Origin of the sequence: Micromonospora sp. NPDC049171 (assembly GCF_040648275.1) — a bacterium.
Classification (GTDB): domain Bacteria; phylum Actinomycetota; class Actinomycetes; order Mycobacteriales; family Micromonosporaceae; genus Micromonospora.
Genome location: NZ_JBEZDJ010000018.1, coordinates 170,254 through 184,587, shown reverse-complemented (window position 1 = coordinate 184,587; position 14,334 = coordinate 170,254). Strand labels below are relative to the sequence as shown.

General features: G+C 72.9%; 13 protein-coding genes and 1 riboswitch. Of the genes, 6 read left to right on the top strand and 7 right to left on the bottom strand.

What is annotated here, in order from left to right:
• Positions 1 to 145: 145 nt before the first annotated feature.
• Positions 146 to 1,114 (top strand): Gfo/Idh/MocA family oxidoreductase, encoded by a 969-nt coding sequence (locus AB0B14_RS23190; protein ID WP_357524104.1) that lies wholly within the window; start codon positions 146 to 148, stop codon positions 1,112 to 1,114.
• A gap of 53 nt (positions 1,115 to 1,167) precedes the next feature.
• Here the strand turns inward: AB0B14_RS23190 and AB0B14_RS23185 are convergent, their stop codons facing one another.
• From AB0B14_RS23185 to AB0B14_RS23175, 3 genes are all read right to left on the bottom strand, one after another.
• A complete protein-coding gene (locus AB0B14_RS23185; RefSeq protein WP_357068198.1) occupies positions 1,168 to 2,181 on the bottom strand; it encodes an inorganic phosphate transporter in 1,014 nt (337 codons plus the stop codon).
• A 4-nt stretch (positions 2,182 to 2,185) separates the two neighbouring features.
• Complete coding sequence (locus tag AB0B14_RS23180) at positions 2,186 to 2,812, bottom strand: DUF47 family protein (RefSeq protein WP_053655020.1); 627 nt, start codon at positions 2,810 to 2,812, stop codon at positions 2,186 to 2,188.
• Between the two features lie 128 nt (positions 2,813 to 2,940).
• Positions 2,941 to 3,882, bottom strand: a complete 942-nt coding sequence (locus AB0B14_RS23175) for a PPK2 family polyphosphate kinase (RefSeq protein WP_357524102.1) — start codon at positions 3,880 to 3,882, stop codon at positions 2,941 to 2,943.
• 260 nt (positions 3,883 to 4,142) lie between these two features.
• Between AB0B14_RS23175 and sigJ the strand changes: the two genes are divergently transcribed.
• Complete coding sequence (gene sigJ, locus AB0B14_RS23170) at positions 4,143 to 5,108, top strand: RNA polymerase sigma factor SigJ (RefSeq protein ID WP_357524099.1); 966 nt, start codon at positions 4,143 to 4,145, stop codon at positions 5,106 to 5,108.
• 19 nt (positions 5,109 to 5,127) lie between these two features.
• Here the strand turns inward: sigJ and AB0B14_RS23165 are convergent, their stop codons facing one another.
• A complete protein-coding gene (locus AB0B14_RS23165; RefSeq protein ID WP_357068192.1) occupies positions 5,128 to 5,634 on the bottom strand; it encodes a DUF402 domain-containing protein in 507 nt (168 codons plus the stop codon).
• A gap of 101 nt (positions 5,635 to 5,735) precedes the next feature.
• Here AB0B14_RS23165 and AB0B14_RS23160 point away from each other — a divergent pair, with 101 nt between their 5' ends.
• Entirely contained in the window at positions 5,736 to 7,940 is a 2,205-nt protein-coding gene (locus AB0B14_RS23160; protein WP_357524097.1) for an ATP-dependent DNA helicase, read from the top strand.
• A gap of 13 nt (positions 7,941 to 7,953) precedes the next feature.
• On the opposite strand, the gene AB0B14_RS23155 is transcribed toward AB0B14_RS23160, so the two are convergent.
• The gene (locus AB0B14_RS23155; RefSeq protein ID WP_357068187.1) at positions 7,954 to 9,339 is read right to left on the bottom strand and encodes an AI-2E family transporter; all 1,386 of its coding nucleotides are present in this window, start codon (positions 9,337 to 9,339) and stop codon (positions 7,954 to 7,956) included.
• Positions 9,340 to 9,433: 94 nt separating this feature from the next.
• On the opposite strand from AB0B14_RS23155, the gene AB0B14_RS23150 reads away from it, so the two are divergent.
• Together AB0B14_RS23150 and AB0B14_RS23145 are read left to right on the top strand one after the other, a co-directional pair.
• Positions 9,434 to 9,772, top strand: coding sequence for a co-chaperone GroES (locus tag AB0B14_RS23150; protein ID WP_145778711.1), 339 nt, complete (start codon positions 9,434 to 9,436; stop codon positions 9,770 to 9,772).
• Between the two features lie 93 nt (positions 9,773 to 9,865).
• The gene (locus AB0B14_RS23145) at positions 9,866 to 10,033 is read left to right on the top strand and encodes a hypothetical protein (protein WP_357068185.1); all 168 of its coding nucleotides are present in this window, start codon (positions 9,866 to 9,868) and stop codon (positions 10,031 to 10,033) included.
• 23 nt (positions 10,034 to 10,056) lie between these two features.
• Here the strand turns inward: AB0B14_RS23145 and AB0B14_RS23140 are convergent, their stop codons facing one another.
• A complete protein-coding gene (locus AB0B14_RS23140) occupies positions 10,057 to 11,538 on the bottom strand; it encodes a PrsW family intramembrane metalloprotease (protein ID WP_357068183.1) in 1,482 nt (493 codons plus the stop codon).
• Between the two features lie 22 nt (positions 11,539 to 11,560).
• Positions 11,561 to 11,681, top strand: a riboswitch (SAM riboswitch).
• 70 nt (positions 11,682 to 11,751) lie between these two features.
• Here AB0B14_RS23140 and AB0B14_RS23135 point away from each other — a divergent pair.
• On the top strand, positions 11,752 to 12,996 hold the full coding sequence (locus AB0B14_RS23135; protein WP_357524118.1) for an aminotransferase class V-fold PLP-dependent enzyme: 1,245 nt from the start codon (positions 11,752 to 11,754) through the stop codon (positions 12,994 to 12,996).
• A 42-nt stretch (positions 12,997 to 13,038) separates the two neighbouring features.
• Here AB0B14_RS23135 and AB0B14_RS23130 read toward each other — a convergent pair whose 3' ends face one another.
• Positions 13,039 to 14,298, bottom strand: coding sequence for an FUSC family protein (locus AB0B14_RS23130; protein WP_357524116.1), 1,260 nt, complete (start codon positions 14,296 to 14,298; stop codon positions 13,039 to 13,041).
• Positions 14,299 to 14,334: the final 36 nt, after the last annotated feature.

Genomic DNA, 14,334 nt, shown 5'->3' with positions numbered 1-14,334 from the left:
CGGCCGGCGGGCGAGACGGCTGCGGCGCGGGCGGGGGCGGCGCGTGGGGCCGCACGTGGGTGGGCCGGCGGTGGGGCGGGGGCGGGGCGGGGCGGGCGGGGGCGGGGGCGGGGGGTGCTCAGGTGGCTCGGCTAGCGTTTTGGGCATGACTCGTTGGGGCATCCTGGCCACCGGCCACATCGCCAGCCGTTTCGCCGAAGACCTCCGGCTGGTGCCGGACGCCGAACTGGTCGCGGTCGGTTCCCGCGCCGCCGACAGCGCGCGCCGCTTCGCCGACACGTACGGCGCGAAGCGCGCGTACGGCTCCTGGGTGGAGCTGGCCGCGGACCCGGAGGTCGACGCGATCTACGTGGCGACTCCGCACTCCGCGCACTACGAGGCGGCGATGACCTGCCTGACCGCCGGACGGGCGGTGCTGCTGGAGAAGCCGTTCACCCTCGACCTGGCCACCAGCACCGAGTTGGTGGACACCGCCCGCGCCGCCGGGGTCTTCCTGATGGAGGCCATGTGGATGCGGACCAACCCGCTCATCCTGCGGGTGGTCGAGCTGATCGCGGAGGGGGCGATCGGCACGGTGACCGGCGTCCGGGCCGATTTCGGGGTGGCCGGGCCGTTCCCGCCGGAGCACCGGATGCGCAACGCGGCGCTGGGTGGGGGTGCCCTGCTCGACCTGGGGATCTACCCGATCAGCCTGGCCCACCTGCTGCTCGGCGTGCCGCAGCACGTCCGGTCCTGGGCGCAGCTCGGCCCGGAGGGGACGGACGAGAACACCGGCATGCTGTTCGGCTACGACACCGGAGCGCTGGCGACGCTGAGCTGCGGCATGGTCGGGTTGAGCGGGCAGACCGCCTCGATCACGGGCACCACCGGCCGGATCGACCTGCCGGAGCCGTTCTTCCGGCCGGGTTCCGTGCTCCTGCACCGGGCCGGCGCGGAGCCGGAGACGATCGTCGCCGACGGGGCCGGCAACGGCTACCAGTACGAGGCGATCGAGGTGCAGCGCTGCCTGGCGGCCGGGCTGACCGAGAGCCCGCTGGTGCCGCACGCCACGACCCTTGAGGTGATGGCGCTGCTGGACACGGTGCGGGAGCAGATCGGCGTGCGGTACGAGTGAGACGGCGAACGGCCCCGGTCACGGTGACCGGGGCCGTCGAGGTGCCGCGACGGTCAGCCGAAGAGCGGCCGGACCAGCAGGTAGGTGACGCAGGCGATCAGTGCGGCGGCCGGGAACGTGATGATCCAGGCGAGCACGATGTTGCCGGCGACGTTCCAGCGGACCGCGGAGAGCCGCTTCGTCGCACCCACGCCCATGATCGCCGAGGTGATCGTGTGCGTGGTCGAGATCGGCGCCTTCAGCACCAGTGCGTTGAAGTAGAGCACCGCGCTGGCGACCGTCTCGGCGGCGAAGCCCTCCGGCGGCCCCAGGTCGATGATCTTGCGACCGAGGGTGCGGATGATCCGCCAGCCACCGGCGTACGTGCCCAGCGCCAGCATCGTCGCCGACGTCCAGAACACCCAGCCCGGGATGTGCGTCTTGCTCTCCTGGAAACCACCGGTGTAGAGCGCCAGGACCACGATGCCCATGGTCTTGGCGGCGTCCTGCATGCCGTGGCCCACCGACATGGCGGCGGCGGAGACGGTCTGCGCCCACCGGAAGCCCCGGTTGAGCTTGCCCGGCTGCCCCTTGCGGAACAGCCAGAGGATGGCCAGCATCAGCAGGTAGCCGAGGGTCAGGCCGACGATCGGCGAGAGCACCATCGGCAACAGCACCTTCTCGCCGATGTTGCCCCACTGCACGATGCCGCCGGTGGACAGCAGGGTCGCGCCGACCAGCCCACCGAAGAGCGCGTGCGAGGACGACGAGGGCAGACCGAAGTACCAGGTGATCAGGTTCCAGGCGATCGCTCCGAGCACCCCGGCGAAGACCACACCGAGGCTGTTCACCCCGGTCGGCAGGGTGACCAGGCCGTCGCCGACGGTCTTGGCCACGCCGGCACCGAAGTGTGCGCCGACGAAGTTGCCGACGGCCGCGAGGCCGAGGGCGATCCGGGGGGTCAACGCCCGGGTGGAGACGCTTGTCGCGATCGCGTTGGCGGCGTCGTGGAAGCCGTTGGTGTAGTCGAACGCCAGGGCTACCCCGATCACCGCCAGGACGGCGATGAGTTCGGGTGTGAAAGTCACCGGATCAGGACTCCTTGACCGCGATGGTCTCGACCGTGTTGGCCACGTGCTCGAAGGCGTCGCAGGCGGCCTCCAACTCGTCGGCGACCTCCTTCATCTTCAGCACCGTCAACGCGTCGTACTCACCGGAGAAGAGGCGCACGAGCAACTGCCGGTTGATCCGGTCGCCCTCGTTCTCCAGCCGGTTGCACTCGATCCAGTAGTCCTCGAGATCCTTCATCGACTTCAGCCGGGGCATCGCGTCGGCGGTCAGCTTGGCCTGCTGGTCGAGCACGTTGACCATCTCGTGCAGCTCGCGGGGCAGCGCCGGCAGCTCGGTCAGCCCGTACAGGTAGAGCAGGTCGCCGACCGCTTCCAGATGGTCCATCACGTCGTCGAGCAGCGAGCCGAGCCGGTAGATGTCCTCCCGGTCGAACGGCGTGATGAAGGTGGAGTTGATCTTCTTGTACAGGTCGTGGGTGATCTGGTCACTGTCGTGCTCGACCTCGGTCAGCCGCTCGCTGACCGACTGCACATCCACGCCGGGCAGGGCCAGCTCGTTGAGCAGCGCGGTACCCCGGACCAGGTTCTGCGCGGCCCTGGTGAAGAGCTCGTAGAAGGCGCCCTCGGTGGGGCGGAAGGAAAACTTCACAGCACAGACCTCGTCGCGTCGGTGGAAGGGTGGCGGCACCCGTCGGGCACCCGCTCGGTGAATGCTAGGAAACGACAGAACCGTGAATTCGCCGGCCCACCCCTGGCCAGGCGTCATTCATCGGTCGTTCATCTGCTGTTCATCTCGACAGTCCCACCCGCAACCGCTCCCCCAGCAACCAACCGCTCCCGCTCGTGCTCGACGTCGAAATCGGCAGCCGGATACCCCAGGTCGAGGGTGTCGAACGTCTCACGCAGCAGATGGGCCACCGCCCAGTCCCGATACCACTTGCGGTCCGCCGGCACCACGAACCAGGGCGCGGCGTCCGTGCCACACCGGCGGAGAGCCTCGGCGTACGCGGCCTGGTAGTCGTCCCAGTGCGACCGCGAGTCGACGTCGGAGGGGTTGTACTTCCAGTGCTTGTGCGGGTCGGTGAGTCGTTCCAGCAGGCGCTTGCCCTGCTCGGCGTACGAGATGTGCAGCATCACCTTGATCACGGTCACCCGGTCCTCGGTCAGCTCCCGCTCGAACGCGTTGATGTCGTCATAGCGGGCCCGCCAGGTCGCCTCCGGCACCAACGAACCGACCCGGGCGATCAACACGTCCTCGTAGTGCGAGCGGTTGAACATCCCCACGTACCCCGGCGGCGGCAACTCCCGCCGGATCCGCCACAGGAAGTCGTGCCGCAGCTCCTGGCGGGTCGGCGGCCCGAACGAACGGATGTGCAGGCCCAGCGGGTTCATCGCGCCGGCCACCCGCTTGATCGTGCCGTCCTTGCCACCGCAGTCCATCGCCTGGAGCACCAGCAGCACCCGGCGGGGCGGCCGCTCCGACCCGGTCTTGGCCATCGCGAAGAGCATCTCCTGCTGTCGGCCCAGCTCGCCGCCGACCAACTCCACCTGCTCCCGCGCCCAGGCCTTACGGTGCTCGCCGCGCCCCGCCGCGCTCGGCACGCCGGGCGTGGAGCGCGGATCGACCGCGCTGAGATCCACAGGTGCGCTGACCCGCAGCAGCTCCCGTACCGAGCCGCCGTCCGGTGCCACGATCTGCCCTTGCTGGGGTGCGCTCATCCACGGATCATCGCCCACCCGCAGGCGATCCGCCCGCCGAGGCCCGCCCCACCCCACCGCCGGTCGGCACGGTCCCCGCACCGGCCGCCCGCCAGGCGCGGGCCGGTCGGGTCGGCATGGTCGCGTGCCGGCCGGCCGTCGGTCGCGCGGCGGGCCGGCACGTCCGCGCGCCGGCCGGCCGCCGGACGCGGGGCTGCCGGCGCGTGCGGTCGGCGGGAGGATGGACGCCAGGGCGGTGCCGGCGGGGAGGGTGGTGGGTCGTGCGGGATCTGGCGACGGAGTTCGAGGCCGAGCGGGGGCGGCTGCTCTCGGTGGCCCGCCGGATGCTGGGCAGCCGCAGCGAGGCGGAGGACGCGGTGCAGGAGACCTGGCTGCGCTATGCCGGGGCGCTCGCCGACCCGGGTGCCCGCGCCGAGATCCGCGAACTGTCCGCGTGGCTGACCACCACCTGCGCCCGGATCTGCCTGGACATACTCCGCTCGGCGCGGGTCCGCCGGGAGACGTACCCCGGGCAGTGGTTGCCGGAGCCGGTGGTGAGCCCGTTGGACGCCGCGGCGCCGACGAACGGGTACGCTCCCGACCCGGCCGAGCGGGCGGTCCGCACCGACCAGGTCGGTACGGCGCTGCTCGTGGTGTTGGAGCGGCTCGCGCCGGAGCAGCGGGTCGCGCTCGTGCTGCACGACGTGTTCGCGGTGCCGTTCGCCCGGGTCGCCGACGTGCTCGGCACCACCGAGGTGGCCGCCCGGCAGCTCGCCCACCGGGCACGCCGGGCGGTCACCGCACCGGACGTCCCCCGGCACACCGCCGACCTCGCCGAACAGCGCCGGGTGCTCCAAGCGTTCGTCGCCGCCACCGAGTCCGGCGAGCTGGACCAGCTGCTTCGGGTGCTCGCGCCGGACGTGGTCTTCGTCGGTGACTCGGGTGGGCACTATCCCTCGGCCCGCCAACCGGTCGTCGGCGCGGACGCCGTGGGTCGCTTCACGCTCGGCCTGTTCGGCCGGGCCGGCCGGTACGACGGCCGGGTGCGGGCCCGGCTGGTGCTGGTCGACGGCGTGCTCGGTCTGCAGATGGAGACCGTGCACAGTGACGGTCGGCCGATCCGCCTGGTCACCGTGTTCGCCGTGGACCAGGGCCGGATCACCGCCATCTACAACCAGATCAACCCGGAGAAACTGGCCGACCTGCCATCGCTCGGCGCCGACGACCACTGGCCGCCGCGCTGGTGAGCCGGCCGAACGTGCGGGGTCAGACCACCAGGGCCAACCACTTGCGGTACGAGGTGGCGAACGGCTCGGTGCCGTCGCCGAGCGCCCCGAAGAGCCGTTGCGCCGCCGCTTCGGCCTCGGCGACCACGTCGTCCGGGTAGCCGAAGCGCGCCCGGTGCTCGGCGAACTCGTCCTCGTCGAGCAGCTCCACCAGGCCGGTGGCGCGCCGGCGGACGACGTCCAGGTCCAGGTCGATCAGGTGGACGGTGTCGCCGGACTCCCAGCGGGCCGGGGTGGTGATGTCGCAGTAGACCTCGCTGGTGCGCGGCGGCGGGTTGAACATCGCCGTCCACCAGGCGCGGTGTGGCACCAGCAGGACGAACGGGATCTTCTCCACCGACGGACGGCCATGGTAGACCGACTCGGTGCCCTGGGGGACGCCGAGCCAGATGCCGAGGTCGTCCTCGGTGAGCCGGCGGGCCGGGTAGTCGCGGTGGGCGCTGCCGTCGTACTTGCGGTAGATCACGCGGACCATGTCGCTCGGCATGATTCGCACCCTAACCGATACTGGCCACGCGTCGTAGCGCGGCCGTAACCGGACGACCTGCCCACGACGACCAGCCCGGCCGGCAGCGCGCCACGCGGCGGATGGGCGCGGCCGGTGTCGGCGGCGGCGGGTACCGTCGCACGGTGACTCCGCCCCGCGCCGCCACCGGTTCCGCCACCCCATCGGCCCGTGCGAAGGGTCGGCGCCGGGGTGCCCGGCCCAGCGGCACCGAGCTGCTGGCGGCGGCGGTCGGCGCGGTGCCCGGCGGTGCGGAACGCCCCGGCCAGCTGCAGATGGCCACGGCGATCGAGGAGTGCGTGGCCGACCGGGAGCATCTGCTCGTGCAGGCGGGCACCGGCACCGGCAAGTCGTTGGCCTACCTCGCGCCGGCGCTCACCGTGGACGGCCCGGTGGTGGTCTCCACGGCCACCCTGGCGTTGCAGTCCCAGCTTGTCGACCACGACCTGCCCCGGCTCGCCGACGCGGTCGAGCCGGTGCTCGGCCGTCGGCCCACCTTCGCGGTGCTCAAGGGTCGCCACCACTACCTCTGCCTCGCCCGACTGGACAACTCCACCGAGGAGGAGCCGGAGGACACGCTCTTCGACGCCCCGGCGGCCCGCCCCGGCGGCGGGACGAAGTGGCTCGGTGAGGCGGGCCGGTTGGGCAAGCAGGTCGAGCGGCTGCGCGACTGGGCCGAGAAGACCGCCACCGGCGACCGGGACGAGCTGGACCCGGGCGTCGACGACCAGGCCTGGCGGCTGGTGTCGATGCCGGCCCGGGAGTGCGTCGGGGCGACCCGCTGCCCGTTCGGGCAGGAGTGCTTCGCCGAGGCGTCCCGGGCCCGCGCCCGGGAGGCCGACATCGTGGTCACCAACCACAGCCTGCTCGCGGTCGACATGCTCGCCGACCGGCACATCGTGCCACCGCACAAGCTGCTCATCGTCGACGAGGCGCACGAGTTGGCCGACCGGGTCTCCTCCGCCGCACAGGCGGAGCTGGTGCCCGAGTTGATCGACCGGACCACCCGCCGGGCCCGTACGCTGCTGCGGCCGGAGACCGCCGAGGCGCTCACCGCGGCCGGTGACGCTCTCGCGGTCGGGCTGGCCGAGGCGCCGGCGGGGCGGCTCACCGCCGGGCTGCCGACGCCGTTGCGGGAGGCGTGCACGCTGCTCGACGCGGCGACCCGCTCCGCACTTGACGCGATCGGCGACATCAAGGCCGATGATCCCGACCCGGTCCGCAAGCAGCAGGCCAAGGCAGCACTGGACGAGCTCTCCGCCACCGCGCAGCGGCTGCTGGAGGAGGCCGACCACGACGTGGCCTGGGTGGAGAAGAACGACAGCGGCAGCCGCCGGGCACTTGTCGTCGCGCCGCTGTCGGTCGCGGGCACGCTAGCCACCCACCTGTACGACGAGCGCACCGTCGTCGCCACCTCGGCGACTCTGGCGTTGGGCGGCCGGTTCGACACGGTGGCCCGCGCCCTCGGGTTGGACGCGCCGCCGCCCGCCCCGCCGTCCCCCGCCGCGGCCGCACTGGCCGCCCGCACCGGCCCGGGTCGCCCGGCCGCCGAGGCGCCAGGCCGTCGGCTTGCCGGCGAGGCCGTCCCCAGTGCCGTCGTCCCGGCGACCGAGGGCCCCGGTTGGCGGTCGCTCGACGTCGGGTCGCCGTTCGACTACGCCCGCCAGGGCATCCTCTACGTCGCCGCGCACCTGCCCAGGCCCAGTGTCTCCGGGCTGCCCGACGCCGCCGGGGAGGAGCTGCTGGCGCTTGTCGGGGCGCTCGGTGGCCGTACTCTGGGGCTCTTCTCGTCTCGGCGGGCCGCGCAGCAGGCGGCGGAGCTGCTGCGCGCGCGGACCGACCTGCCGGTGTTGTTGCAGGGTGAGGAGGCGCTGCCGCTGCTGGTCCGGCGCTTCCGGGAGGATCGCGCCAGTTGCCTGTTCGGGGTGATGTCGCTCTGGCAGGGGGTGGACGTGCCGGGTGACGCCTGTCAGCTCGTCGTCATCGACCGGCTGCCCTTCCCCCGGCCGGACGAGCCGTTGGCGGCGGCCCGCGCGGCGGCCGTGGACGCGGGTGGCGGTTCCGGCTTCTCCGCCGTGAGCGTGCCGATCGCGGCGGTGCGGCTGGCCCAGGGTGTGGGCCGGCTGATCCGGGCGACCGGCGACCGGGGTGTGGTCGCGGTGCTCGACTCCCGGCTGGAGACGGCCCGTGGCTACGGGCCCTTCCTGCGCCGTTCGCTGCCGCCTTTCTGGTACACGACCCGTCCCGAGGTGGCCCGCGGCGCCCTGGAACGCCTCGCCAAGTCCTGAACCCGCCCTTTGGTCAGGGGGCGTGGGAGGCGACGACCACGGCGTCGGGCGGGGTGTCCGGGACCCGGCGGGCGGCGAGCCGGCGGACCGCGGTGTTCAGCACGGCGATGAGCGGCACGGAGACGAGCGCGCCGGTGATGCCGGCGAGGACGACACCGGCGGCGATGCCGATGATCACCGCGAGCGGGTGCAGGGCGACCGCCCGGCCCATGATCAGCGGTTGGAGCACGTGCCCCTCGATCTGTTGCACGGCGATCACCGCCCCCAGGATGATCAACGCGATGCCCGGGCCGCTGTCGACGAGCGCCACCAGCACCGCCACGCCACCGGAGAGCGCCGCGCCGACGATCGGGATGAACGCGCCGAGGAAGACGAGCGCGGCGAGCGGGAAGGCGAACGGGATGTCGAAGACGACCAGGAAGATGCCGATGCCGACCGCGTCGATGAAGGCCACCAGCACGGTCGCTCGGACGTAGGCGCCGAGCGTGTGCCAGGAGGCCCGGCCCGCGTCGTCGACCTTCCACCGGGCGGCCACCGGCAACAGCCGGACCAGGAAGCGCCAGATCCGGTTGCCGTCGCGCAGGAAGAAGAACGTCGCGAACAGCACCAGGAGCGTGCCGGTCAGCACCTCGGCCAGCGTCGCGGCGGTGCTCAGGGCACCGCTGGTGAACTTCGAGGTGTTGTCGTTGATCCAGGCCTGAGCCTCGTCGATGTAGCGGTCGAGCTGGGTGTCGGAGAGGTGCAGCGGGCCGGTCTTCAGCCAGTTCTGGATCTGCCGGACGCCCTCCGAGGACTTCTCGCTCAGCTCCGGCACGCCGCGGATGAACTCGTTGACCACAAGCGTCAGCGTGCCGATCACCGCGGCGAGACCACCGACAAGCACCACCGCCGTCGCCAACGACCGGGGCAGTCGGGCCCGCAGCAGCCAGCCCACCGCCGGCGCGAGCAGCGCGGAGAGCAGCAACGCGATGGCCAGCGGAATGATCACGATCTTGACGGTGCTGACGACCCTGACCAGCGCCCAGGCGACCACACCGATCACGATCAGCCGCCAGCACCAGGCGGCGGCGATCCGCAGCCCGTGTGGGACGTCCGCGTCGTCCCGGCTGGAGGTCGAGCTGTGCAGGTCCACCGGGGGTTCCGCGCCGACGACAGTGGCCGTCGGTGGCGCGACCGGCCCCGGCGCGGCCGGCGACGCCACCCGTGCCGCCTCCGACGCGTCACTCACCGCGTCAGCCGGCACGCTCTCGTCGGCGCGCGCCGACTCCTGTCGTGACTGGGCCGACTCCTGTCGTGACTGGTAGGCGCGGCGGAGCCGCCCGCGTACCCGCTCGAAGCGGCTCAAGCGCACCTCCTGGCAACGAAACCGGTCCGCCCACGGCGGCAGGTCGGACAGCATACGTCCGTTCTCGGCACGGTAGGGCAGTTCCGCCACACAATGCCCCGACCACCACCGGCGTAACCACCGCTGGCGACACGGTAGCGTCTGCGGCGTGACCGCCGACAATGATCTCGACGCCGGCCTGCCGATCCGCCTGCTGCACGACCGCGTGCTGGTGCGGATGGAGGGCAGCGAGGGCGAGCGTCGCTCCACCGCCGGCATCGTCATCCCGGCGACCGCCGCGGTGGGCAAGCGCCTCGCCTGGGCCACGGCAGTCGGGGTGGGGCCGAACGTTCGCGCCATCGTCTCCGGCGACCGGGTGCTCTTCGACCCGGACGACCGCTCCGAGGTCGAGCTGCACGGCCGCGGGTACGTGCTGCTGCGGGAGCGCGACGTGCACGCCGTGGCCGCCGAGCGGATCGAGAACGACCCCACCGGCCTCTACCTCTGACGTACCTCCCCCGGTCACCGGGCCGCGCCGCGCATCGTTTGCCCGGCCGCACGACGGGAAGCCATCCGGCGACCGTGGCCCTGGGGAGGGACGATGCCAGTATTCGTCAAGAAGCTGCTGACCTGGGGCAGTGTCGCGTTCCTGATCTACTTCGTGGCCTTCCGGCCGGACGGCGCCGCGCAGATGTTCAAGGCCATCGGCGGCGCGCTGATCGCGATGTTCCAGGGCTTCGGTGACTTCCTCACCACCCTGATGACCTGAGGCCGCCGGCCGGCCGCCAGCAGTCAGGGGTGACCCGGCGGCCACGGGGCCGCCGGGCGCAGGCCGGGCCAGCCGGGCGGGGCATAGCCCACCGGTGGCATTGGCGCGGGGACCAGCACCACCGGGATCGGCACCACCGGCTCGTCCGGCGCGTCCACCGCACGCTGCGTACCGTCGGGAAAGCGCAGGTGGTAGCGGCTGCCGTCCCAGACCCCGACCGGGGCCTGCGGGTCCCGACCGACGAAGTACGACCGGTACGCGCCGATCGCGTTCAGCAACTCCCGCTCCTCCCGCGCGGTCCGCTCCTGGTCGGCGGGCTGGCGGTCCAGGCCGCGCAGTGTCCCGTCGCGCAGGAGGGCCAGTCGGGTGGCGGCGGACTGGTAGCCGCGCATCGCGCGCACTCCGGCGTCGCCGGCCACCCGCCGCGCCCAACTGCGGGCCGCGTGCCGCCTGCCGAGGCTGCTCAGCGCGGCCACCTCGGGCGGGGTCAACCAGCCGGCGCGTACGTAGTCCGGCAGGATCCGCTCGGTGAGCCGCCCCTCCCAGGCGCGCAGCCAGATCGCGAGACCCACCACGCCGAAGAAGACCGGCACCATGAGACCCAGGAAGCCGTACAGCATGATCAACGCCTCGCCGGTGGCCTGGGTCAGCGTGGGCAGCAGGTTCCACGTCCCGTGCAACATCATCGCCAGCAGCAGGCCGGCGATCGGGGCGAGCACCCGGACCCGGCGGTCCGCCGTCCGGGCCGCGATGCCCAGCCCCACGCCGGTCATCGAGGTGAAGAGCGGGTGGGCGAACCCGAACAACAGGATCCGCAGGATGAAGATCCCGATGACCTGCTGGATGCCGGTGACCGGGCCATAGCGCTCGGCACCCGCCGCGTAGCCCAGACCGCCCAGGTAGAGGATGTTCTCCACCATCGCGAAGCCGACCGCGGACAGCCCGCAGTAGACCAGGCCGTCGGTGATCCCGGACCACTCCCGCCGGCGGAACACCAGCAGCAGGATCGGGCCCAGCGCCTTGGTCAGCTCCTCGATGAAGGGTGCCACCAGCACGCCGGTGAGCGCGTCCGGCAGCCCCCAGTCGGCGAACCGCCCGGCGGCGAACTCGTTCACCCTGAGTGAGGCGGCGGTGGAGACGAACGCCCCCCAGGTGAAGCAGAAGACCAGATACCGCAGTGGCTCCGGCTCGTACCGGTCCAGCCAGAGGAAGCAGGCGACCAGCACCGGCACCGGCAGGACGGCCGCGAGCAGGCCGACCAGCAGCGCCTGCAGCCCGAGCGACTGGCCGAGCTTGAGGACGATGAACGACGCGCACGCGGCGATGAACACCGCCACCCCGGCCAGCGCCAGGAACCGCCAGATCTTGTTTTGCTGCGGCATCGGGGGCGCCTCGCCGGTGGACTGGGCCGCGGGCACGGGCGGCGGCGACGGCAGCGGTGAACCGGGCGGGGTGTCGGCCATGCGGTCAGCGTAGCCATCCGCCGCCGGCTGGTCCGGTCGCATCGGCAGCGGTATGCTGCGGGCAGGTCACGAGCGCCAGCGTCAAGCCCCGGCTTGCTGGCCGGCAACCCTCGTCGAGTTCGCGGTGGGGTGCCCCGGGTGATGACCGGGCCCAGCCCGATCGGCGTGCTGGGCAAGCGCGGACCCCGTCCCGATGCCGCACCCGGGGTCCCTGACCCCGGAGGTTCCGGCGTGTCCGTCACCCTCGTTCCCTCGCTGCCCACCCTGCCCACCGTCGCGCCCGCGTCGTCGGCGCCCCTCGACGTCCTCGGTGTGCCGGGTGAGACCAACCTGGACTACGCGGCCACCGCACCGTGCGCGCGGGCCGCCGCCGACGCGGTGGCCGAGCTGCTGCCCTGGTACGCCAGCGTGCATCGCGGCGCGGGAGCGCTGTCCCGGCGCTGCACCCTCGCCTACGAGCAGGCCCGGCAGACGATCGGTGACTTCTTCGGCGCCCGCGCCGACGATCACGTGCTCTTCACCCGCAACACCACGGACGCGCTCAACCTGCTGGGGCGGGCGCTGCCGGCCGGCACGACAGTCGTCACCTTCGCGGGCGAGCACCACGCCAACCTGCTGCCCTGGCCGCGCGGCTCGGTGCGGCTGCCGGTGCCCAGCGATCCCGCCGGGGCGGTACGCGACCTCGCCGCCGCCCTCACCGAGTTGCGCCGGGGCAACAGCCCGGCGCTGCCGGTGCTCGTCGCGGTGACCGGGGCGAGCAACGTGACAGGTGAGCGGTGGCCGGTCGCCGAGCTGGCCCGGGTGGCCCACCGGCACGGTGCCCGGATCGTGCTCGATGCCGCGCAACTCGCCCCGCACGCCCCGGTCGACCTGCCCACGCTCGACGTCGACTACCTGGCCGTGTCCGGCCACAAGCTGTACGCGCCGTTCGGTGCGGGCGTGCTGATCGGCCGGGCGGACTGGCTGGACGCCGCCCCGCCGTACCTGGCGGGTGGAGGCGCCACCAGCCACGTCGGGCCGGCCACCCACGACGTGACCTGGGCGACCGGTCCGGCCCGGCACGAGGGCGGCACCCCGAACCTGCTGGGCGCGGTGGCGCTGGCGGCGGTGTGCGCGGCGCTCGACGACGCCGACCGGGTCACGCTGGCCGCCCGTGAGCAGGCGCTGCTGGCCCGACTGCGGACCGGCATCGCCGCCCTGCCGCACGTGGTGGAGCTGCGCACCTTCGGCCCGGACGCGCCCCGCGTTGGCATCGTCTCGTTCGTGGTGGCCGGCTGGGACTCCGCCGACGTGGCCGCGCGGCTGGCCAGCGAGCACCGGATCGGCGTACGCGACGGGTTGTTCTGTGCCCACCCGCTGGCCCGGCGGCTGCTCACCGAGGCGGCGGGGCGCAGCGGCCGACGGGACCTTCCGCCCACCGCGTTGCGGGCCAGCATCGGCCTGGGCAGCACCGTCGATGAGGTGGACCGGCTCCTCGCGGCGCTCGCCGAGCTGGGCTGAGGCCCGGCCGGCGGCGAAGGCCCGACCGGCGGCGGAGGCCGTTCAGCCGACCGGCGGCGCGGTGGGCGGCTTCGGTGCCTCGCCCGCCTCGGCCGGCTCACCGGCCGGTCGTTCCTGCTCGTCGAAGGCGGTGCGGATCCACCGGTTCGCCTCCTCCTGCTCGATGCCGGAGGCCACCAGCAGGTCGCTGGCGGTGGTCCGGATCTGGGCGACGATCACGCTGCCGGAGAAACCGACGCCGGCACCGTACGCCCGGCCGGCCTCGCTGACCGCCCGCAGCGACCGTTCCCGGGCCTTCGCCGGTTCCTCGCCGACGGCGAACTCGTGTTTGAGCAGCCGGACCGACTCGGCGAGGTGGCCGATCGCGTCCGGCATCGGATCCGGCACCGGTTCCTCGTCCTCGACAAGCGTGACGGACCGGCGGATCAGCGTGCCGCTGTTGCGCATCGCCCGGTCGATCGGGTCGGCCGCCTCCGCGTAGTGGGTCAGCTCGCTGCGGCGGTGCCAGCGGGCCGGGGAGAGCGTGGCGGTCTCCTTCGCGCCCTCGATCGCCTCGGCCAGCGTGGCCAGTTCGTCCTTGTTGTTGCGCAGCCGGTCCAGGGCCCGCTGGATGCTGGCCCGGTCCCGGCTGCGCAGCCCGTCGGCGGTGACGTCGAGCTGGGCGGCGAGCAGGTCCAGGGCGGGTCGGGCGGCCCGGTTGATCACGCGGAGTGGGTTCAGTGGCAGCAACACCGCGGTCACCAGCAGTGCGACCCCACCCCCGAGGAACGCGTCGACGAAGCGTGGGATCTCCAGGTTCTGCGTCGACGGGCTGAGCGTGACGATCAGCACGGCCGTGGCCGCCGCCTGGATGACGATGGCGACGCTCGCTCCGGCGAAGATGGTGAGCAGGATCGCCACCGTGACCACCAGGCCGAGCTGCCACGCCCCGGTGCCGAGCAGGTAGATCAGCAGGTCGCCGACGAACACCCCGACCCCGACCCCGACGATCAGCTCCACGGTCCGGCGGAATCGCTGGCCGACCGACGCGGCCAGGGTGCCGACCGCGGAGATCGGCGCGAAGACAGGTTGCGGGTTGCCGAGCAGCTTGTGCGAGATCAGGTACGCGAGCCCGGCGGCCAGTCCCGCCTGCACGGCCAGTCCACCGGCCATCCGGACCCGGTGCAGCCGGTCGTGCAGGGTGGCCCGGCCGCGATGGCGCAGTTGCTGGGTGGCCTCGGCGATGCGTGCGCCGTCGACGTCCACCAGCCCTTCGCGTAGTGCGGTGCGTCGCACCACGGGTGGTCGCTTGTCCCGGGCCACGGCCATGGGCGCGACTACCCGGGACAGGCCCGCTGA